Genomic DNA, 19,947 nt, shown 5'->3' with positions numbered 1-19,947 from the left:
CCGCGAGTGCGGCCCGTGTGCACATGGCACGTACTCACACAGCCACCGTCGCCATCGTCGCCGCACTGCTCGTTCTCGCCCCCACGGGCGCAGCCACCCTCGCTGCCGCCAGCACGGCCAACGCGCCCGGGTCGACACCAGCGACGACCCTCGACTCGCCCGCACTCGACGTCGCACCAATCGACCCCGAACCCACCAGCGTCCACCCCACTGACGCCGACCAGCGCCACCTCGGACAGCGCGGCACGGTCCACCGCAACGTCGACCAGCGCAACGTCGACCAGACCGACAGCGACGCGGCGGACGCCGAGCCACCGGGCGACGAACCCGTCCTCCTCGTGCACGGGTTCGCCGACACCGGCTACACGCCGTGGTGGGAGGAGATGACCGACAACCTCGCCGACGCCGGCTACGAGCACGGCGAGGTGTTCGTCCTGAACCTCGGCGCCGTCCCCGGCTCCACCGTCGACTCGCCCGAGGACTACGCCGCCCACGTCTGCGACGCCATCCAGACCGTCCACGAGCGAACCGACAGCGACGAGGTCGACGTCGTCGCGCACAGCATGGGCGGCCTCGACGCCCGCTACTGCATCGAGAAACTCGACGGCGCGAGCGACGTGGACGACCTCGTCACCCTCGGCACCCCCCACCAGGGGACGTACGTCGCGTACCTCGCGTACATCACGCCCGGCGGCCGCGACATGGTCCCCGGCAGCGACTTCCTCCAAGACCTGAACGACGGCCAGCTCGCAGCGAGCGTCGAGTACACCGCCGTCTGGAGCGACTGGGACGAACTCATCAACCACGACGAGTACGCGAAACTCCCCACCGAGGAACGCGCGAGCGTCCCGAACGCGAAGAACGTCTTCGTGAACAACAAGTTCCACGCACAGCTGGTGTGGGACGACGACGTCTTCGACGCCTGGATCGACCGACTCGACTGACCGCCAGACGGCGTCGTCGACCTTCCCGGTAACGATCGGGCACCGCCCGGGCCTCTCCCGAGCGTCCGCCCGAACCGCAGTTTTCATTCGACCGACTCGAAAAAGGTCGACTATGACACCGCCAGACGCGGACCAGACGCGCGACGCCGTCGACGCGGACCCGACCCCGGACCCGTTCCGCGGCGAGGACGGCGCTCCCGTCGTTCCCGACGGCTGGACGCACGGCGTCGTCGACGCGAACGGCATCACGGTCTCGTACTACCGCGTCGGCCCCGCGCCCGAGGACGCCAGTGCGACGGTCGTCGTCGCGCACGGGTTCTTCGAGGACGCGCGCTGCAAGCGCCGGCTCGTGAACGCGCTCGCCGACGAGTACGACGTCGTCGCGTACGACGCTCGCGGGCACGGCCACACCGACGCCACAGAGACGGGGTACGCACCGGCCGACCGCGTCGCCGACCTCGTCGGCGTCCTCGACGCGCTCGACCTCGACGACCCCGTGCTCTACGGGCACTCGATGGGCGGGTCGACCGTCGCGAAGACCGCCGCCGACCACCCCGACCGCGTCGCCGGCGTCGTCATGGAAGATCCCGCTGGCACGCGCTCGATGGCGGACCTCGACGTCGACGAGATCGCCGACGGCATCGTCGAGGACGTCCGCGAGGAGCTCGCGATGTCCTTCGACGAACTGCTCGCCACGTACGAGGACCCCGACGACGAGGACGCCGCGTCCGCGGTCGACGAGATCCCGCCGGAGCTGTACGCGACGTTCGCGCGCTCGGACCAGCGCCAGAGCGAGCACGTCGCCGAGATTCCGCGCCAGGGCTACCCCGCGCTCGCGGAGGTCTTCCCCGAGGTGGCGGTTCCGGCGCTCGTCCTCCGGCGCGACCACGCGACGGTCCCCGACCCGATACGGGACGGCTCGCCGACCGACGAGCGCGTCCGCGACCTCGACCTCGCCGACTCGCTCCCCGACGGTCGACTCGTGCACGTCCCCGGCGCCGGCCATCACGTCGTCCTCACCGCCGAGGACGCCGCGCTCGCCGAGGTCCGCGCGTTCCTCGCGCGCCTCGACGACGGCGAGTGAACGCGACCTGTTCCGCCGACGGTAGCGGTCACTCGGCGACCGCGAACGCGCCGCTCTCGACGCTCGTCGGCGCGCCGAACCGGCGGAGCGTCGGCGATGCGAGCCAGTACGCGGCCGTGAGCGCGAACCCGGCGCCGCTCGCGTACAGGACGAACGTCGGCGAGACCGCTTCGCCGACCGCACCGCCGGCGAGCATCCCGAGCGGCGCGACGACGGCGCTCGCGGTGCCGATGGTCGCCGTCGCCCGACCGAGGTGGTCGTTCGGGACGCCCGTCTGGAGGACGGCCTTCACGTTCACGTTGTAGACGCCGACGGGGACGCGCGACGCGCCGAACAGCGCGCCAGTCGCAGCCACTCCGGCAGCGAAGACGCCGGCAACCCACGCGACGGCCGCGGCCGCGAACCCGAGGACGCTCGTCGCCGCGAACGCGCGGTCCTCGAACGCGGGCGCTGCGATCGACCCGAGGACGCGCCCCGCCGACATCGCCGCCAGCAGCGTCCCGTACGCCGCCGCGTCCGAGAGGCCGTCCGCGTACGCCGGGAGCACGGCCGAGGCCGCGCCGAACAGGAGGTTCGCGAACAGGCTCGCGGCGAGCAGTGGCGCGAGCGCCGACCCGGCGACCACGTCGACGCCGGCGCGGACGTCCGCGGCGTACTCGCGGAGCCGGCTCCCGACCTCGGGCGCGTCCGTGTCGTCGGCGTCCGCGCCCGCGTCGGCGTTCGCGTCGTCGTCCGGGACGGCGAGACCGAGGAACGCGAGCGCGGCGACGAGGAACGTCGCGACGTCCGCGACGTAGAGCGCGACGGCGCTGGTCGCGGCGACGAGCGCGCCGGCGACGAGACGGGAGGCGGCGTCGGTCGCCTGATGGACGACGGTCGCCAGCGAGTTCGCGCGAACCAGATTGTCGTCGTCGTGGACGACGCGGGGGACCGTCGCGCTCTGTGCGGGGCCGGCGAACTGGCCCGCGAGCGCGGCGAGGAACATCGTCGCGAGGACGACGGCGACGGACTCGCCCATCAGCCAGAACCAGAGCGGGACGACGAGCACGAACGCGGCCTGTGCGAGTTCCGAGGCGACGAGGACGCGCCCGAGCGGTCGGTCGTCCACGACGGGCCCGACGAGGACGCGACAGACGCCGGGGATGCCGACGAGGAACCCGGCGACGCCGGCGACGGCGGAGGAGTCGGTGAGGCTGTACGCGAGCCACATCGCGGCGACGGCGTAGAGGCCGTCGCCGAACTGGCTGACCGCGGTCCCGCCGAGCAGCCGGCGGAACGCGGGAACGCGGAGGACCGAGAGATGCGACCGGAGCGCGCGTGCGACCATCGACGGAATCGACACCCGGAGGCCCCTTGGGCGTTCCGCGAAACGCGTTTCTGTGCGTTCGTTGACTGGAAAAAGGTCGAAGTGCGAGCGGCCACAACACGTCGCTCGTGTCCCGCAACGACGACTGCGACGTCGGCTCGTCGGTCGACGACGCCGCGGACGACGCGAGTACGGCAAGCGCCGAGGCGCCCGCGCGGAACGACGACGACCCGGTCGACCCGCTCGCAGTGCTCGGGAACGAGGTCCGCGTGCGCGCGCTCCGTGCGCTCGCGGACGCCGACCGCCCGCTCGCGTTCTCCGAGTTACGGCGGCGGAGCGACGTCCGCGACACCGGACGGTTCAATTACCACCTCGACCGGCTCACCGACTACTTCGTCGAGCGGACCGACGACGGCTACGCGCTCGCCCCCGAGGGCGCCCGGGTGGTCGACCTCGCGAACGCCGCACGCGTCGACGTCGAGACGCCCGCCGCCGTCGACGTCGGCGCCGGGGACGACGCCTGTCCGGTCTGTGGCGACGACGACTGCGACCGCCTCTACCACGTCCACCTCGGGCCGACCGGGCGCTGACCGGGCCGGCGGACGCGTCCACGCATCCGGGGGTCGTCCCGGTCGGGCGACGAGGAACCTTCAAGGGTGTGGTGGGCGACGGTTCGGGCATGGACGCGGCCGACACAGCCGGCATCTACGCGCGAGAGATCGAGTACCTGGAGCGGTACGTCCAGTTCGGTGTCGCGAGCGGACGGGTCATCTCGGTGTCGTTCCCGGAGTTCCCGGACGACCACGCGAGCGACGACTACGAACTCCTCGACCGGTTCGAGCGGTACTGCGAGGGTATCAGCGAGGACGACTTCGCTGACGTCGAGGTCGGCCTGACGGTGCCGACGGGCGAACGGAAGGTCCTGGAGGCGCTCCGACAGGTGGGGTACGGTGAACAGGTGAGCGTCGAGCAGCTCGCGAAGATGACGCCGACGCTGTCGGCGGACGACGACGAGGACGTCATCGTGGTCCGCGAGGCGCTCGCGGAGAACCCGCTCCCGGTCATCTTCCCCGACCATCGCGTACGGGACGGTCCGAGCGCGCTCCCGCCGCAGGTCGAGCAGAAGCTCCGGTCGCTCGAGGATCTCTGACGCGGCGACGGGGACGTCGAGGCGGGAAGCCAGAGGATGACAGTCCTTCTACAATAACGCAATCACGGAAGCTCGCTTACAAAAGTCAATTTCCGGGAACGTTCACGTTGCTGTCGGTTCGATAGCTAGGTATGAGCCGACCGAACTCGCTCGTGGCGCGGTTCTACGCGTTCAAGCTCACGAACGCGTCCGGGTTCTACCTCCCCATCTACTTCGCGTTCCTCCAGGACAAGGGATTCGACCTGGCGTTCCTCGGACTGCTGTCGGCGACGTTCTCGTTCTCGCTCGTCGCCGTCGAGATACCCACCGGGTACCTCGGCGACCTCGTCGGCCGACGCGGGAGCCTCGCCATCGGCGCCGCCGTCCGCGCCGCCATCATGGTCGCGTTCCCGTTCGTTCCCTCGAAGGCCGGCTACCTCGTCCTGTTCGGCGTCTGGGCGACCGGGTGGGCGTTCCGCTCGGGCACCCAGGACGCGTGGCTGTACGAGGTCCTCCAGTCGACGTGCGACGAGGACGAGTACGCTCGCGTCGACGGTCGCGCGAACGCCATCGTCCTCGGGACGAGCGCCGTCGCCGCCGTCCTCGGCGGCGTCCTCTACACCGTCGAACCCGCGGCGCCGTTCCTCGCGAACGCCGCCCTCGCGCTCGCAGGACTCCCCATCCTGTACTCGTTCCCCGCCGTCGAGACCGCCGGCGACGACGAGCGCTTCGGCGTCCGCGACGCCGTCGCACTCCTGCGCGCCCAGGCGCACCGCCCGGAGGTCCGCTGGTTCGTCGCGTACGCCGCCGTGTTCGCGACCGCGTTCGCCGCCACCCGTCCCTTCGAGCAACCGATGCTGCGCGCCGTCGGCGTCCCAGTCGCCGGCCTCGGCGTCCTCTACGCCGGCTTCAAGCTCGTGTCCGCCGGCGCCGCGTCGCTCTCGGGGACCGTCGAGGACCGACTCGGCGTCGGCGGTGCGTTCGCCGCCCTCCCCGCCATCTACGGCGTGGCGTTCGCGGCCATCGCGGTCGTCCCGCTCGCCGCCGTCCCAGTCGTCTTCCTGAACCGCGCGATCAGGACGCTGACGCGCCCGATACAGAACCAGTACCTGAACGACCGCCTCGACGACGTCGGCCGCGCGACCGTCCTCTCGGGCGCGTCGATGGCGCTCTCGCTCGTCTCCGGCACCGGGAAGATAGTCGCCGGTCGCGTCACCGACGTCGCGGGCGCCGTCGACGGCGTCGCCAGCTTCGGCGTGGCGCTCGCCGCGCTCGGCGCCGGCATCTGGCTCGCCGTCGACCCGGTCCGCTCCAGCTCGACGCCCGAGGCAAGCGGCGACGCCGTCGACGCGACCGCGACCTCCGACTGACCGCGCAGCGACGCGACGCCCGTCGGTCCCGCCGCTCCTCTCGTCGGTCCTTCCGCTACTCTCGTCGGTCGCGGGCGACGACGAGCATCGCGCTCGCGCCGACGACGAGCCCGAGGAGACTCACGGCCTCGAGGAGCGTGCTCGGGAACAGGAGCGCGACGAACCGCGAGATCGCCGCACCGACGAACGCCACCGACCCGACGAGACGCACCGTCGGCCGGCCCTCCATCCGGAAGCCGACGTACGCCGCGGCGAGCAACCACGCGAACCCGATACCGAGGTCCGTCGTCTCCGTCGCCACCGGCGCCTCCAGGAGCGCGCCCACGAGCAGCATCGTGAGCACGCCCGTGACGAGTACCGCGAGCAACAGCCACCCGCCGGTCGGCTCCTCGGCACTCGACGCCTCGGCGACGCTCGACTCGTCGACGCTCGCGTCGTCGTCCCGCCCGTCGTCTCCGTCACTCATGCCACTCACTCCACCCGGTAGACGCCTGAAAGCGTCGATTCTGCCGGCGCGGCGCCGACCGACGTCACGGCTCGGAGACCGACGTCACTCCCCGGCGAGGACGCCCTCGTGGACGACGAACTCGAGCGCGTTCACGAGGTAGTGCGCGACCACGACCACGAGGAGGCTGCCCGAGAGCACGAACGCTGCCGCGAGGACGACGCCGAGAGCGCCCGTGACGAGGACGCCCAGTCGCCCCTGCGCGCCGTGCCCGAGTCCGAACAGGACCGAGGACGCGACCGCGAGCAGCCACGGCGACACGCCGAACCCGGTCGAGAGCGCGCCGACGAGCACCCCGCGGAACAGGAGTTCCTCGAACGCGGCGACGATCGGGAGGACGCCACCGAGGAGGACGACCCAGCCGGCTCGCGACGTCGGCGCGAGCAACTCCCGCAACTCCTCGCTCCGCCCGAAGCCCGCCGCGTCCGCGAGCGAACTTCCCGCCTCGTTCACCGCGTACAACGCCACGCCGAGCGCGACACCGACCACCAGCAACCCGCCGGAGAGGTCGGCGTCCCCGACTCCGAGCGCGCCACGCGGAACCTCCGCGAGCACCGCCGCAGCGACGAGAACGACCGCGAACACGCCCTGCGAGAACGCCACGTTCAACAACAACATCGGTTGCGAGAGCGCCGGCTCCCCGGACCGCGCTAGCACTCGCTCGCGGACGCCCGGTACCGCGACCGCGTCCTCGACCTCGACGTCCGCCCCGAACTCGCGGGGCGCGACCGCCGCGACCGCATCCGGATCGACCTCGGTCGTCTCCACCGTCTCGCTATCGACCGCGTCGACCCCAGTCGTCTCCACCGTCTCGCTATCGACCGCGTCGACCCCAGTTGTCTCCACCGTCTCGCTATCGACCGGTTCCTCGCCGGTTCCCGCCTCGACGCCGACCCGCTCGTAGCCGGTTCCCGCCTCGACGTCGTCCGAGTCACCGAAGCGCTGGCTGGTCGTATGCGACGCAAGCAACAAGAGAACGGTGACGACGCCCGCGACCGACGCGAACGCCGTCCACGCCGTCACGGCGCGTTACTGCGGGCTCGGCGACCCGCTCCCGGTCCGGCCGACCTTCTGTTCGAGGGCCTTCCCGGTGATGTTCTTCAGGCGGTCGACGAGCGAGTCCTTCTCCGTCTCACCCGTCAGCGCGATCTCGAGGACCTCGCTGATGTGGTTCACGGGGATGACCTCGATCATCTCCTCGTACTCGTCCTCGATCATCACGTCCTGCAGGTTCGCAGCCGGGATGATGACCGTGTCGAGGCCCGCCTTCGCCGCAGCCTCGATCTTGTGCGTGACGCCACCGACGGGGAGGACGTCACCGCGCACCGAGAGCGACCCCGTCATCGCGAGACTCTGGTCCACGGGGACCTCCTCGAGTGCGGAGATGACGGCGGTCGCGACCGTGATGGACGCGGAGTCGCCGTCCACACCCTGCTGGCCCGCCTGCACGAACTGGATGTGGATGTCCTTCTCGCTGATGTCCTCGTCGCTGAACTTCTTGATGATCGCGGAGACGTTCTGCACTGCCTCCTCCGCCATCTCCTGCAGTTTCCCGGTGGCGATGACCTGCCCGGGGCCCTGCGAGGGCGCGACCTCGGCCATCACGGGGAGGACGATACCGGAGTCCTCGCCCATGACCGCGAGACCGTTCACGCGACCGACCACGTCGCCCTCCGAAACGGTGAGCTCGTAGTCCTTGCGGCGCTCGATGTAGTCGTCCGCGAGCTGCTGCTCGATGGAGCGACTCCGGCGCTTCGCACGCAGGACGTCCTCCCGCGTCGTGTGCTCGCGGTCCTCCGCGCGAGCGATGTCACCGCTCACGCGAACGAGTCCGCCGAGGTCGCGCAGTTTGAGGGTGAGGTGCTCCTTGCGGCCCGCGCGACGCCGGGCTTCGAGGATGATCTCCTCGACCGCCGAACGCGTGAAGTGCGGGAGCCGCCCGTCCTTCTCGACCTCCTGCGCAATGAAGCGCGCGTACTTCCGGCGCGTCTCCGGGGTGTCCTCGATGGTGTCGTCCATGTACACCTCGTACCCGTACCCCTTGATGCGGGAGCGGAGCGCCGGGTGCATGTTCTCCATCGCGTCGAGGTTCCCCGCCGCGACCATGATGAAGTCGCAGGGAACGGGTTCGGTCTGCACCATCGCACCAGACGACCGCTCAGACTGGCCCGTGATGGAGAACTTCCCCTCCTGGATGGCCGTCATGAGCTTCTGCTGGCTGCGGATGTCGAGCGTGTTGATCTCGTCGACGAACAGCACGCCCTTGTTCGCCTTGTGGATGGCGCCGGGTTCGACGCGGTCGTGACTCGGCGTCTCCATCCCACCGCTCTGGAACGGGTCGTGGCGGACGTCACCGAGGAGCGCACCGGCGTGCGCACCGGTCGCGTCCTCGAACGGCGCCGTCTGCTGGTCGGAGTTGTTCACCACGAGGTTCGGGATCATCGAGTCCGTCGACCGGCTCGAGTACCGGAATGCGAGGAACACGACCCCAGCCGCGAGGATACCCAGCAGGAGGCTGCCCTGGATGAGCGCGTACCCCAGCACGACCGCGACGATGATGTACATGAGGAACTGCCGCATCTGGTTGCGCTTGCGGGCGTCCTCCTTGTGCGCCTCGATGATCTGGTCGCCCTTCCCCGCGGGAACCGTTCGGACCTTCGGCGCGTTCCCGTCGTCGGGGTTGTGGTAGACGAGGATGTCCTGGAGGTCCTCCTTCGGGAGGAGTTGACTCATCGCCTTCGCGAGCATCGACTTCCCCGTCCCCGGGGAGCCGATCATCATCACGTGGCGGCGCTGCTTCGCGGCCTTCTTGACGATGTCGCGCGCCTCGTCCTGGCCGATGACCTGATCCACGAGTCGTTCGGGGACCTCGATCTCGTCGGTGCTCTCGATCTGGAGGCCACCGAGGAGGTCGTCGTCGGCGACCTCCTCGTCTATCTCTGCGTCGACTTCGACGTCGCTCCCGAGCCGGTCGATGTCCGGGCCGGTCGGTTCGTCGGAGCCAGCGTCGGACTCGCCGGAGTCGTCGACTCCGGTTTCGGGGCCGCCGGGGACGCCCAGGTCCGGGTGCTCGTCCCGGGGGACGTCCGTGTCCGGCTGACCGCTCCCCTCCTCGACCTCGTCGGTCGATTCGGGGCGTCCGTCGGTGGTGTCGCTGTCTTTGCTCATAGAAGTGATTCGCTAATCGAACGGAAGGGATTCGGACTGATATACTTTCCTCCTACCCATCGCGCCACCCGCATGGACTTTTCGCCGTCGAGACGCCTCCTACGTCCGGTTCACGCGTCGAGCGTCTTCCAGCACCGTTATAAATCAGCGTCGTGCAGGGTGAGACATGACGCGGGGTTTCTACATCGGTCGCTTCCAGCCCTACCACAACGGGCACCATAGCATGGTCGCCGAGATCGCGGAGGACGTCGACGAGCTCGTTCTCGGCATCGGGAGCGCCGGTGATTCCCACACGACCCACGACCCGTTCACCGCCGGGGAGCGCATCATGATGCTCACGAAGTCCCTGCGCGAGTTCGACATGACGACGTACGCGGTCCCCATCGAGGACCTCGACCGGAACTCGGTGTGGGTGAGTCACGTCCAGTCGATGTCCCCGGCGTTCGACGTCGCGTACTCGAACAACCCGCTCGTCATCCGGTTGTTCTCGGAGGCGGGTATCGAGGTCCGGCAGTCGCCGATGTTCAACCGCGACGTCCTCGAGGGCACGGAGGTCCGCGACCGCATGATAGCGGGCGAGGACTGGCGGTCGCTCGTCCCGGACGCGGCCGCGGACGTCATCGACGAGATCGAGGGCGTGGACCGCATCCAGCAGGTCGCGGAGACGGACTCGAACGGGTCGAGCGGCGGGAAGGGCGACCGGGACTGACCGGCGGCGTTCGTCGACCGCCGGCGGGAGCGGTGTCGGGCGTTCGGCGAGCGTAGGGTGCCGTGGTCGATGAGCAATCGATAAGCGACCGGTGCGTGAACGCTCGTGTATGATAACGCTCTCTTCTGACTTCGGGTCGCCGTATCCGGCGGCGATGCGGGGGGTCCTGCTGCGGCGGGACCCGGACGCGCGACTGGTGGACGTGAGTCACGAGTTCCCGCGGCAGGACGTGCGCGCGGCGGCGTTCTGGCTGCGCGAGCTCCTCCCGTACTTCCCGCCGGCCGTGCATCTCGTGGTGGTCGACCCGGGTGTGGGAACGGACCGTGCGGCGCTGGCGGTGAAGGCGGGCGAGCACGCGTTCGTCGCGCCCGACAACGGCGTGGTGGTGCCGGCGGCACGGGAACTGCTCGACGACGGCGAGTCGCTGCGCGCGTGGCGTCTCGACGACGCGGACGCGGCGTCGTCGACGTTCCACGGCCGGGACGTGTTCGCGCCGGCGGCCGGGGAACTGCATCGGCTCGGGTTCGGCGAGTTCACGGACCGCGTGGGCGCGGAACGCGTCGAGGAGTTCGAGGACCTCAGACTCCCCGAGGCGTCGGCGACGGAGTCGGGCGCGGTCGGCGAGGTGCTGACGGTGGACGACTTCGGGAACGTCATCACGAACGTCCCCGGACGCGTGCTCGACGGCGTGGAGACGGTGCGCGTGAACGACCGCGAGGTGCCCGCGGTGGAGACGTTCGCGGGAGTTCCGACGGGCCAGTGGCTCGCGACCGTCGGGAGTCACGGCTACGTCGAATGCGACGTCAACCAGGGGCGAGGCGACCGCGCGTTCGACCTCGAACCCGGAGACGACGTGCGCGTGGACCGCGTCGAATGACCGGCGTTCCGTGGATGCCGGTCAGCGCGTTCGACGCCCTGAACTGGCTGGGGTTGCTCGCGTTCGCGCTCGCCGGGGCGCTCGACGGCGCGGACAACGACCTGGACGTGCTCGGCGTCGCCGTCCTCGGTGTCGTCACCGCGCTCGGCGGCGGCATCACGCGCGACCTCCTCGTCGACCGGACGCCGGTCGCGCTCACCGCGACCGCGGACGTCCTCGTCGTCCTCGCGGGCGTCCTCGTCGCGGTCTTCCTCGTCCGGAACGGCCGCCGCATCTCGACGGACTCGCTCGCCGTCCAGATTCCGGACGCCGTCGGGCTGTCGGCGTTCGCCGCGACGGGCGCCATCGTCGCGTGGGATAGCGGACTGTCTGCGTTCGGCGTGCTCGTGTGCGCGATGCTCACCGGGACCGGCGGCGGCGCGATACGGGACCTCCTCGTCGGCCGCACTCCCGGAATCCTCGTCGAGGACTTCTACGCGACGTGCGCGCTCGCCGGCGCCACCGCGTTCTGGCTGCTGCGCTCCGCGGGTGCGCCGCGACCGACGGGCGTCGCCGCGTGCGTCGGTATCGCGTTCGTCCTGCGCGCGCTCGCCATCCGCTACGACTGGCACCTCCCGACCGTCGGGTGAGACGGGCGAGCACGTCCGGCGGCGGGAACGGATGGCGGAAGGACCGCCGTCAGTCGCCGGTGACGCCGTCCTCGACGCGCTCGACGACGTCCTCGGCCTCCGACTCGAGCGCGTCGCGCTCGAAGTACAGGAGTTCCGCGCCGACGACGACGGCGGCGATGACGAGCACGAGCCAGAACGTCTCGCGTTCGGCGACGTAGAGGTGCGCGAACATCAGCGGGAAGAACGCGAGCGCGCCGACGGCGCCGACCGCGGGCGGCACCGGGTGGACGTCGTCGTGGTCGCGCCGGGAGAACGCGAGCGCGCTCGTCCCGCCGAACACGAGGATGAACGCGAGCGACGCGAACGACGTGATGGCGTCGAGCGACCCCCAGGCCGCGAGCGTCGCCGTGACCGCACCGAGGACGAGGACGGTCCGGGTCGGGATGCCGTCCGCGTCGCCGTCACCAACCCGGTCCGGGAGGAGGTCCGCCGAGAGGAGGCCCTTTGCGAAGTGCGCGCTCGAGAACAGCGTCGCGTTGATCGCGCTCCCCGTGGAGAACAGCGCGGACGCGGAGACGACGAGCGCGGCGACGCCGCCGAGCGCCCACGGCGACACCATCATCTCCGCGGCGTCGACGAGCGCCGTGTGCGGGTGCCGTTCGAGCGCTCGCGGGACGAGGTTCGTCGTCACGACCGCGACGAGGACGTAGATGCCGACCGCGACCGGGATGGACGCGTAGACGGCGCGCCGGATGGTGTCGACGGGGTCCGTGATGCTGTCCTGGTCGTAGAAGAGGAGTTGCCAGCCCTGGAACGCGACGAACGAGATGGCGGCCGCCATGAGCGGCGTCACGGTACCGAGACTCGTCGTGCCGTACGAGAGGGAGACGTCCGGCGAGTACGACCACGCGAACGCGACGCCGACGACGCCGAACGCGACGAGGATGCCGACCTTCGCCGCGACGAGGACCGCCTCCGCGACGCCGGTCGTTCGCGCGCCGAGGAGGTTCAGCGCGACGAAGCCCGCGACCGCGAGCACGGAGACGACGGGGCGGAGCGGGACGCCCATCGCCGCCTCGGGGACGGCGTCGAACCAGAGCGTGAACTCGGCGAACGCGAACGCGTACATCGCCATCGACCCGACGTACCCGACGAGGAGCGTCCATCCGACCATGCCCGCGAGCGTCCCCGTCCCGAGTCGCTTCGAGAGCGGGCCGTCGTCAGCGAACGACTGCACGAACGTCACGCTGCCGCCCGCGCGGTCGCTCGCGGCGTTGAGCGCGTTGTACGAGTATGCGGCCGCGAGTGCGACGACGCCGGCGAGGACGAACGCGACCCACGTCGCCGTCCCGGAGATGCCCGCGACGACGCCGAGCACCGCGTAGATGCCGCCGCCGATCATCCCGCCGAGCGCCATCGACACGGCTCCCGCGAGTCCGAGGTTCTCGGAACTCATCGGTTGTCGATGCTACTGGCGCAGGCCAGGTATGCGTCCGTTCAAAACGCCTAGGTCGTCGACGTCCAGGCCTCGGCGGACTCAGGAGAACAGCACGTCGAAGACGCCCTTCTCGGCCTTCCGGAGGTGCTGGTGGAACGTCGGCGGTGCGATACCGAGCGACCCGGCGACGGCCTCCGCGTTCGCGTCCCGCGGCCACTCGAAGTATCCCGCGTAGTACGCCGCTTCGAGCGCGTGCTGCTGGCGGTCAGTGAGTTCGGTCTCGAGCACCCGGCTGACCGCCGTCACGTCCTCGCGCGACCGCGTCACCTGGACGTGCCGGAGCATCTGCACGTCGGGGTGCACCGCCTCGACCTCGTCGATGACGCGGCGCGCGTCGACCGACGGCGACAGATGCAGCGTCAGTCGGAGGTCGCCGTCCTCGAGGACCGCCTCGGCGACGTCGCCCCCGACCGCCGCGACCGCCGACAGCACCGGCGGGTTCGCGACCCGCAACTCGAACACCACGCTCTCCGTTCGCTCGCGCACCGTCAACGAGCTCTCGTTCGAGTACCCGTCCGCGAGCGCCGCTATCGCCTCGTGCGTCCCCGGCATCCCGCGACCGTAGAGGAGGAACTCGTCGTCGTCCATCGGAACGACGCCCTCGAAGACGACCGACGCGTCCGCGGGCGCCGCCCACTCGTCGGCGGGCACGAAGTCGCGTATCTGGAACTCGAGTTCGACGACGTCGTCGCTCATGAGCGCGCGCTTGCGTTCGGTCGCCGCGATGGCGTGCCCGACGATCTCGCCGAGTCGCCCGAGGACCTCGCGCTCCCGTTCGCCGAACGCATACGGACGCTCGCTGTACACGTTCAGCACGCCGTACGTGGCGTCCTCGTGAACGACCGGGATGGCGGCCGACGACCGGAACCCGGCCTCGTCGGTCGCGTCGCGCCACGGTTCGTGCCGCGAGTCCGACCGGATGTCCCGCGAGATGTGGACGGTCTCGGTGCGGAACGCGCGCCCCGTCGGGCCGTCGCTGCGCTCGTCGTCCGGGTCGACGGTTATCGTCACCGCGTCCAGGTAGTCGTCGACGCCGGCCGACGCGCGGACGTTCACGGTCTGGGACGCGCCGTCGGCGTCGCCGAACCACGCGAACGCGTACGAGTCCGCGGCGGCGAGGTGCTCGCAGACCGCCGCCTCGATGGCGTCGCGCGTGGACTGGTCGACGACGGCGTCGGTGACCTCGGCGACGACCTCGTGCAGTGCGTTCAGCGCGTCGACGTCCTTCCGGTTCCTGACGAGTTCGGTCTCGTACTCGGCGCGCTCGATGGCGCTGGCGAGCGTGTTCGCGATGGACTGGACGAACGTGACGTCGTGCTCGGTGAACTCGCGCCGGTCGGTCGCGTGCGTCCCGAGGATGCCCCACGGGTCGTCGTAGGGCCCGAGGACGGTGCTGATGCCGCTCGCGACGTCGTGGCTCGTCAGGAGCTCCGGGCCCGATATCGCCTCGTGCGCGTCGAGGTCCTCGACGACGACGGGGCGTTCCGTCGAGAGCGTGTGCGCGGCCTGCGATGCGTTCTCGACCGCCGAGACCGTCGCCGTTCCGACGACGCCGTCGTCCCACCCGACGCCCTCCCGTAGTCGGAGCGAGTCCCCGGCGTCGTCGAGTTCAAGCACCTTGCAGTAGTCGGTGCCGAGCGTCTCCGCGACCACCTTCGTCGCGTCGCGGAGCAGGTCGTCGAGCGACTCGGACGCGAGCGCGCGCTGGCCGAGGTCCGCGACGATGGACTGCTGCTGCATCCGTACCTCGAGTTCGCGCTCGCGTTCCCTGCGCTCGGTGACGTCCCGAACCGCACCGATGCGTTCGTACCCGCCGTTCACGTCCATCAGCGCGAACGTCGCCTCCCCGACCCACGTCTCGCCGTCTGGGCACTCGAGTTCGGTCTCGAGGACGGCCGTCGACCGGTCGGCGGCGACGAGCTCGGCCTCCAGGCGCTTCGCGCGGTCGGCCGTGCGGTCGTTCACGACCGAGGCGACGTCCGTACCGATGATGTCCTCGCGCGGGACCCCTATCATCTCGGCGTACGCCTCGTTCGCGTGCGTGAACGTCCCGGCCTCGTCGACGACGTAGATGCCCTCGTCGACGGTCTCGAGGATGGTCTCGTACCGGTCGACGGCGCGGTCGCGGTCCGCCGGCGCGCCGACCGTCGGAGCCGTTCCGTTGCGGTCGTCGGTCTCGCCTGACGCGTCGGTCGCTGGCGCGCTCGCGTCGCACGGAGTCGCGGTATCGGGCGGCTGCCACCAGACGCGAGCGTTCGCGCCGACCTTCTTCGTCTCGAGATGACCGCTCTCGACGAGTCGCTGCAATCGCGTGTACGTGCTCCGTCGACCGACGTCGAGGGCGTCCGTCACCTCCGCTGTCGTCTGCGGCACGCCGGGGTCGAAGACCGACACGGTCTCGCAGAGCGCGTCGGACAGTGTCGCGTTCGTCATTCGACGGTGTCCTCGCGCCACAGCCGTCTAACTCCATCGACGGAGGTCACCACCTCGGTAGTACGTGAGTGAAGCTATCGGTAACTGGGGGGGAGAGTGCGACCACGCCACCGCAACTCGTGTTCATCTCGTCGGTACTCCCGTGCACGCGGACCGAAGTAGTTCTAGGCGGGGATTTCCTCTGTCGAGGGGTTCGACTACAGTGTCCGCGGTCACACGCGGTCACCCCAAACGCATGATCCACACGAAAACGGACCAGACGACCGAGCAGTCGTCGGGACTGGTGTTCGACGAGAACACCCGCCATCACGTGCTCGCCGACGAGCGCCGGCGAACGGCGTGCAACGTTCTCGCCGAGTGCGAGCAATACGTCCAGCTCAGCGACCTGGCGCACGCGGTCGCCGGGAGCGAGGCGACCGACCGCGAACCCGCGTCCACGGGACGAGTTGGCGTGACCCTCCACCACGTCCACCTGCCGCTCCTGGACGACGTCGGCGCCGTCGACTACGAACCGAGCACCCACCGCGTGACGCCCAACGACGCGGCCCTCGACGAACTCGCCCACTGACACGGACGCCCACCCGCTGACGCCGAGTCGGTCGACCGCGCTCGGACGTATTTTCCGGACGGTTCGCACGACGAGCGGTCGCTTCCTACTGGTACTGTCGGCGAAAGAACGAGTGGTCGGGAGTGAGTGTTCGGGAGTCTCAGTTCGCGGCGATGATGTCGTCGATGCGGACGATCATCGTCGCAGCCTCGGTCGCGGCCGAAACGGCCTCCGCCTTCACCGCAGCGGGGTCGACGACGCCGTACTCGAGGGGGTCAGCGACCGTCGCGGACTCGCCGTCGACGACGACGCCGAGGACGTCGCCGTGCTCGTGGAACGCGCGGAGGTCGACGAGGACGTCGATCGGGTCCATGCCGGCGTTCTCCGCGAGCGTCCGCGGGAGCACCTCGACCGCGTCGGCGAACGCTTCGGCGGCGAGCTGCTGGCGGCCCGTGATGCGCGCGCTGGCGTCGCGGATCGCGTCCGCGATGGCGACCTCGGTCGCGCCCGCGCCGGGGACGACCGCACCGGTCTCCGCGGCGACCGCGACGACGTCGAGCGCGTCGTCGAGCGCACGTTCGAGTTCGTCGACGACGTGCTCGGTGCCGCCGCGGACGAACAGCGTCACGGCGTCGGCGGCCGCGCCGCCCTCGACGAACGCGAGCTCGTCGTCGCCGAACGTCCGAACGCTGATGCGGTCGACGTGCCCGAAGTCGTCGGCGTCGAGGTCGTCGATGCTGCCGAGACGCTTCGAGCCGGTGGCGCGAGCGACCGCTCGCGCGTCGTCGCTCGACAGCTTCTCGAACACGAGGACGCCCTCGTCCGCGAGGAGCGCCGCGACCTGGTCGTCGACGTCGTCCGTGCAGACGACGACGTCGATGCCGGCGTCGACGATGGTCTTCGCGACCGCGCGTCGCTCGGAGTCCTCCGCGTCCATGACCTTCTGGAGCGCCTCCGGCGAGTCGATGCGGTACTCGACGTCGCCGCTCGCCTCCTTCGCGTCGAGGTCGACGTCGAGGATGGCGACGGACGCGTCAGTGACCTCGCGAGGCATCTCGTCGTGCACGCGCTCCTCGTCGAGGACGATACCGGGGACGAGCTCGGTGTCGCTCGCGCTCCCGCCGACCTTCGTGAACACGTGGACGTCGTCTCGCTCGACTGCGTTCTCGTCGGTGGTGACGTGCCCGATGGCGTCGACGACGAGCGCCGCGAGCGCGTCCACGGTGATGCCACCGGTGCCCTTCCCGGTCATCGAGGACGTCGCGACCGCGCGAAGGAGGTCGTCGTCGACGTCGTCGTCGAGTTCGAGCGACTCGATGGTCTCGAGCGCGATGTCGGCGGCGGCGCGGTAGCCCTCGACGATCGCGGTCGGGTGAATGTCGTCGTCGAGGAGCGACTCGGCCTTCGCGAGGAGCTGGCCGCCGAGGACCGCCGCGGTGGTCGTCCCGTCACCGACCTCCTCCTCCTGGGCTTGCGCGAGGTCGACGAGCATCTCCGCCGCAGGGTGCTCGATGTCCATCTCCGAGAGGATGGTCGCGCCGTCGTTCGTGATGACGACGTTCCCCGAAGAGTCGACGAGGAGCTTGTCCATCCCGCGCGGCCCGAGCGTCGTGCGTACCGCTTCCGCGATGGCGCGACCGGCGGCGATGTTCGAGCCCTGCGCGTCGCTGCCGCGTGTTCGCGTGCTGTCCTCCGCGAGGATGAAGAGTGGCTGTCCGCCCGTGCTGCGTCGTGCGTAGGATGCCTGAGACATGTGTAATACTCACTACTTATTGGTTCGATGTCGTATATCTACTTTTCCCCAGAATCCCGACGCTTGCATGCGATTCGCACGCCAGCTTCGTGGCCGCACCGAGACCTGTCGCATCGCCAGGCCGTGGCCGGTAACGACTTACGGACGGCCGGGGAACTCCGGAGCAGATGCTGGAGTTGGAACACCGGTTCCGCGTGGTCGACGTCCACGCCACGCTCGCACCGGACCGAGACGACGGCGACCGCGCACGCGCCGTCGACCCGGACCGACTGGAACGCGAGATGCGTCAAGCCGGAATCGTCCGGACCGTCGTCTTCCCCGAGACGCGCAACGCGGACACCGACTACCTCACCGCGAACAACGGCGTCGCACGACGAAGCGTCGAACGACCGTTCGTCGCGTTCGCACGCCTCACCGGCCCCCGGGACCCCGGGACGGCCGCGACGAGTCGCCTGAAGAACCTCGCCGCGCGCCGCCGCGACCACCACACCGACCCCGAGACCGTCGAACAGTACGCGTACGACGACCGCTTCCACGGGTTCGTCCTCGACCCCGCGACCGACGGCCTCCCCGACGACGCCGTCCTCGACGCCCTCGAGGACGTCGACCTCCCCGTCATCGTCCAGGGCGGCAGCGACTTCCCACCGACGGACGTCGCCGACACCCTCCTCTCGCGGTCGTTCACCGTCGTCCTCGCCGGCTTCGGCGGATACCCGCTCCAGGCGGACCTGATGCACGACGCCATCTCCCTCCTGGACCGCTACGACGACTGCTACCTCGACACCAGCCACGTCCGGTTCCGCGACCCCCTCGAACGCGCGCTCATGGAGCACCCCGACCGCGTCCTGTTCGGGAGCGGCGTCCCCGACGCGCACCCGAACGTCGCCATCATGGAGGTGCTGACGCTCGACGTCAGCGAGGACAAGATGCGTCGCGCGTTCTCGAAGAACGCCACCAGGATCGTCCCGGAACTCGCGTCCGACGGCAGCTGAGCTCGCCAGCGACGCGACCCTCGGACGTCAGCGACGGACAGTCCCTCAGAGTTCGTAGCGAGTGACCGCGCGGTCCGCGCGCGAAGAGATACCGTTCGGGTTCCGCGAATCCGCGGGCATCCGCTTTCGCGCGGCGAGCCCGTCCTTCGTGCCGACGGCGATGCCCTCGAAGACGCCCTTCCCGTTCGCGAGCCACGCCGACGGCGTGCTCCCACCACCGAGGACGTCCCGGAGCGCGCGCGCACCATCGAACGCCGCGGTCTTCGCGGTATGCGCGAGCGCACCGGGATGGACGCCGTAGTTCTTCGCGAGCCGGTACGCGAGCGACCGGTACTTCGTCCCCCAGTCAGCCGGCTCGCGACCGCCGTCCGTCTGGAACTCACCGCGCACGCACACGTCGGCGTTCCACGCGACGTCGAAGTCGAGCGCCGCGATGCGATGCGAGACGTCCCGCGACCCACCCGTCTCCAGGTACTCGTCGAACCCGTCCACGGCGTCCAGCGCCTCGCGCGTGAACGCGCCGTTGTCGCCGTTGACGAACGTCACGTCCCGTCCTGCGACCGTCCACGTCTCCCGTGATTCCGTCGTCACGCCCGCGCGGACCGTGCGATGCGTCGGGCCCGTGACGACGTCCGCGCCCGCCTCGACGCTCTCCAGGATAGCGTCCGCCCAGCCGTCCTCAACCGCGAGGTCGTACCGCAGGAACGCGACGACGTCACCGCCTGCCGCCTGGACGCCCGCGTTCCGCGCGACGTTCAGGTTCCGCTCCGAGATCTCCACGAGGACGTCGACGTCGTCGCGGTCGCGGACCATCCCCGTCGTGCCGTCCGAGGACGGGCCGTTCACGACCACGACCTCGGCGTCCGGGGCGTCCGCCGCGAGCGCGTCGAGCGCTCGCACGAGTTGCTCCCGGCCGTTCAGCGTCGACACGACAACCGAGAGGTGCATAGCGCATCGAAGGACGGACTCGTATAAAAATCGTCTCCTCTCGACCAGACGACCACGAAACCCGAGAGAATCA

At 70.2% G+C, this 19,947-nt stretch carries 18 protein-coding genes; 10 read left to right on the top strand and 8 right to left on the bottom strand.

Features of this window, described 5'->3' with window-relative positions:
* Positions 1-23: 23 nt before the first annotated feature.
* Positions 24-944: an esterase/lipase family protein gene (locus ACZ48X_RS16875; RefSeq protein WP_336348596.1), complete on the top strand. Its 921-nt coding sequence runs from the start codon at positions 24-26 to the stop codon at positions 942-944.
* 112 nt (positions 945-1,056) lie between these two features.
* Positions 1,057-2,028 (top strand): alpha/beta fold hydrolase, encoded by a 972-nt coding sequence (locus ACZ48X_RS16870; protein ID WP_336348597.1) that lies wholly within the window; start codon positions 1,057-1,059, stop codon positions 2,026-2,028.
* 28 nt (positions 2,029-2,056) lie between these two features.
* Here the strand turns inward: ACZ48X_RS16870 and ACZ48X_RS16865 are convergent, their stop codons facing one another.
* Entirely contained in the window at positions 2,057-3,355 is a 1,299-nt protein-coding gene (locus ACZ48X_RS16865; RefSeq protein WP_336348598.1) for an MFS transporter, read from the bottom strand.
* Positions 3,356-3,462: 107 nt separating this feature from the next.
* Between ACZ48X_RS16865 and ACZ48X_RS16860 the strand changes: the two genes are divergently transcribed.
* The 3 genes from ACZ48X_RS16860 (at position 3,463) to ACZ48X_RS16850 (ending at position 5,833) form a co-directional block, all read left to right on the top strand.
* Positions 3,463-3,924 (top strand): DUF7347 domain-containing protein, encoded by a 462-nt coding sequence (locus tag ACZ48X_RS16860; RefSeq protein WP_336348599.1) that lies wholly within the window; start codon positions 3,463-3,465, stop codon positions 3,922-3,924.
* Between the two features lie 89 nt (positions 3,925-4,013).
* Positions 4,014-4,484, top strand: a complete 471-nt coding sequence (locus ACZ48X_RS16855) for an MGMT family protein (RefSeq protein ID WP_336348600.1) — start codon at positions 4,014-4,016, stop codon at positions 4,482-4,484.
* A gap of 131 nt (positions 4,485-4,615) precedes the next feature.
* Positions 4,616-5,833, top strand: a complete 1,218-nt coding sequence (locus ACZ48X_RS16850) for an MFS transporter (RefSeq protein ID WP_336348601.1) — start codon at positions 4,616-4,618, stop codon at positions 5,831-5,833.
* 55 nt (positions 5,834-5,888) lie between these two features.
* On the opposite strand, the gene ACZ48X_RS16845 is transcribed toward ACZ48X_RS16850, so the two are convergent.
* The 3 genes from ACZ48X_RS16845 to lonB form a co-directional block, all read right to left on the bottom strand.
* The gene (locus tag ACZ48X_RS16845) at positions 5,889-6,299 is read right to left on the bottom strand and encodes a hypothetical protein (RefSeq protein ID WP_336348602.1); all 411 of its coding nucleotides are present in this window, start codon (positions 6,297-6,299) and stop codon (positions 5,889-5,891) included.
* Between the two features lie 84 nt (positions 6,300-6,383).
* Positions 6,384-7,361 (bottom strand): CPBP family intramembrane glutamic endopeptidase, encoded by a 978-nt coding sequence (locus tag ACZ48X_RS16840; protein WP_336348603.1) that lies wholly within the window; start codon positions 7,359-7,361, stop codon positions 6,384-6,386.
* Between the two features lie 6 nt (positions 7,362-7,367).
* Positions 7,368-9,506, bottom strand: coding sequence for an ATP-dependent protease LonB (gene lonB / locus ACZ48X_RS16835; RefSeq protein ID WP_336348604.1), 2,139 nt, complete (start codon positions 9,504-9,506; stop codon positions 7,368-7,370).
* 166 nt (positions 9,507-9,672) lie between these two features.
* Between lonB and ACZ48X_RS16830 the strand changes: the two genes are divergently transcribed.
* The 3 genes from ACZ48X_RS16830 to ACZ48X_RS16820 all read left to right on the top strand — a co-directional run bounded on the left by ACZ48X_RS16830 (position 9,673) and on the right by ACZ48X_RS16820 (position 11,721).
* Positions 9,673-10,215 (top strand): nicotinamide-nucleotide adenylyltransferase, encoded by a 543-nt coding sequence (locus ACZ48X_RS16830; RefSeq protein ID WP_336348605.1) that lies wholly within the window; start codon positions 9,673-9,675, stop codon positions 10,213-10,215.
* Positions 10,216-10,324: 109 nt separating this feature from the next.
* Positions 10,325-11,092 carry an SAM hydrolase/SAM-dependent halogenase family protein gene (locus ACZ48X_RS16825; protein WP_336348606.1) on the top strand — a complete coding sequence of 256 codons (768 nt, stop codon included), beginning with the start codon at positions 10,325-10,327 and terminating at the stop codon, positions 11,090-11,092.
* Positions 11,089-11,721, top strand: a complete 633-nt coding sequence (locus ACZ48X_RS16820; RefSeq protein WP_336348607.1) for a trimeric intracellular cation channel family protein — start codon at positions 11,089-11,091, stop codon at positions 11,719-11,721. Before ACZ48X_RS16825 ends, ACZ48X_RS16820 begins: the two co-directional genes overlap by 4 nt.
* A gap of 49 nt (positions 11,722-11,770) precedes the next feature.
* On the opposite strand, the gene ACZ48X_RS16815 is transcribed toward ACZ48X_RS16820, so the two are convergent.
* Positions 11,771-13,159, bottom strand: coding sequence for an APC family permease (locus ACZ48X_RS16815; protein WP_336348608.1), 1,389 nt, complete (start codon positions 13,157-13,159; stop codon positions 11,771-11,773).
* 81 nt (positions 13,160-13,240) lie between these two features.
* Positions 13,241-15,634: a GAF domain-containing protein gene (locus ACZ48X_RS16810; RefSeq protein ID WP_336348609.1), complete on the bottom strand. Its 2,394-nt coding sequence runs from the start codon at positions 15,632-15,634 to the stop codon at positions 13,241-13,243.
* A 235-nt stretch (positions 15,635-15,869) separates the two neighbouring features.
* Here ACZ48X_RS16810 and ACZ48X_RS16805 point away from each other — a divergent pair, with 235 nt between their 5' ends.
* Positions 15,870-16,202 carry a DUF7344 domain-containing protein gene (locus ACZ48X_RS16805; protein WP_336348610.1) on the top strand — a complete coding sequence of 111 codons (333 nt, stop codon included), beginning with the start codon at positions 15,870-15,872 and terminating at the stop codon, positions 16,200-16,202.
* A gap of 139 nt (positions 16,203-16,341) precedes the next feature.
* On the opposite strand, the gene thsA is transcribed toward ACZ48X_RS16805, so the two are convergent.
* Positions 16,342-17,934, bottom strand: a complete 1,593-nt coding sequence (gene thsA, locus ACZ48X_RS16800) for a thermosome subunit alpha (RefSeq protein WP_336348611.1) — start codon at positions 17,932-17,934, stop codon at positions 16,342-16,344.
* 167 nt (positions 17,935-18,101) lie between these two features.
* Between thsA and ACZ48X_RS16795 the strand changes: the two genes are divergently transcribed.
* A complete protein-coding gene (locus ACZ48X_RS16795; RefSeq protein ID WP_336348612.1) occupies positions 18,102-18,926 on the top strand; it encodes an amidohydrolase family protein in 825 nt (274 codons plus the stop codon).
* Positions 18,927-18,971: 45 nt separating this feature from the next.
* On the opposite strand, the gene ACZ48X_RS16790 is transcribed toward ACZ48X_RS16795, so the two are convergent.
* Positions 18,972-19,874 carry a glycosyltransferase family 2 protein gene (locus tag ACZ48X_RS16790; RefSeq protein WP_336348613.1) on the bottom strand — a complete coding sequence of 301 codons (903 nt, stop codon included), beginning with the start codon at positions 19,872-19,874 and terminating at the stop codon, positions 18,972-18,974.
* Positions 19,875-19,947 lie beyond the last annotated feature (73 nt).

This window comes from Halorubellus litoreus, assembly GCF_055378595.1.
The sequence above is the reverse complement of the archived record's forward strand: the minus strand, read 5'-3'. Positions and strand labels throughout refer to the sequence as shown.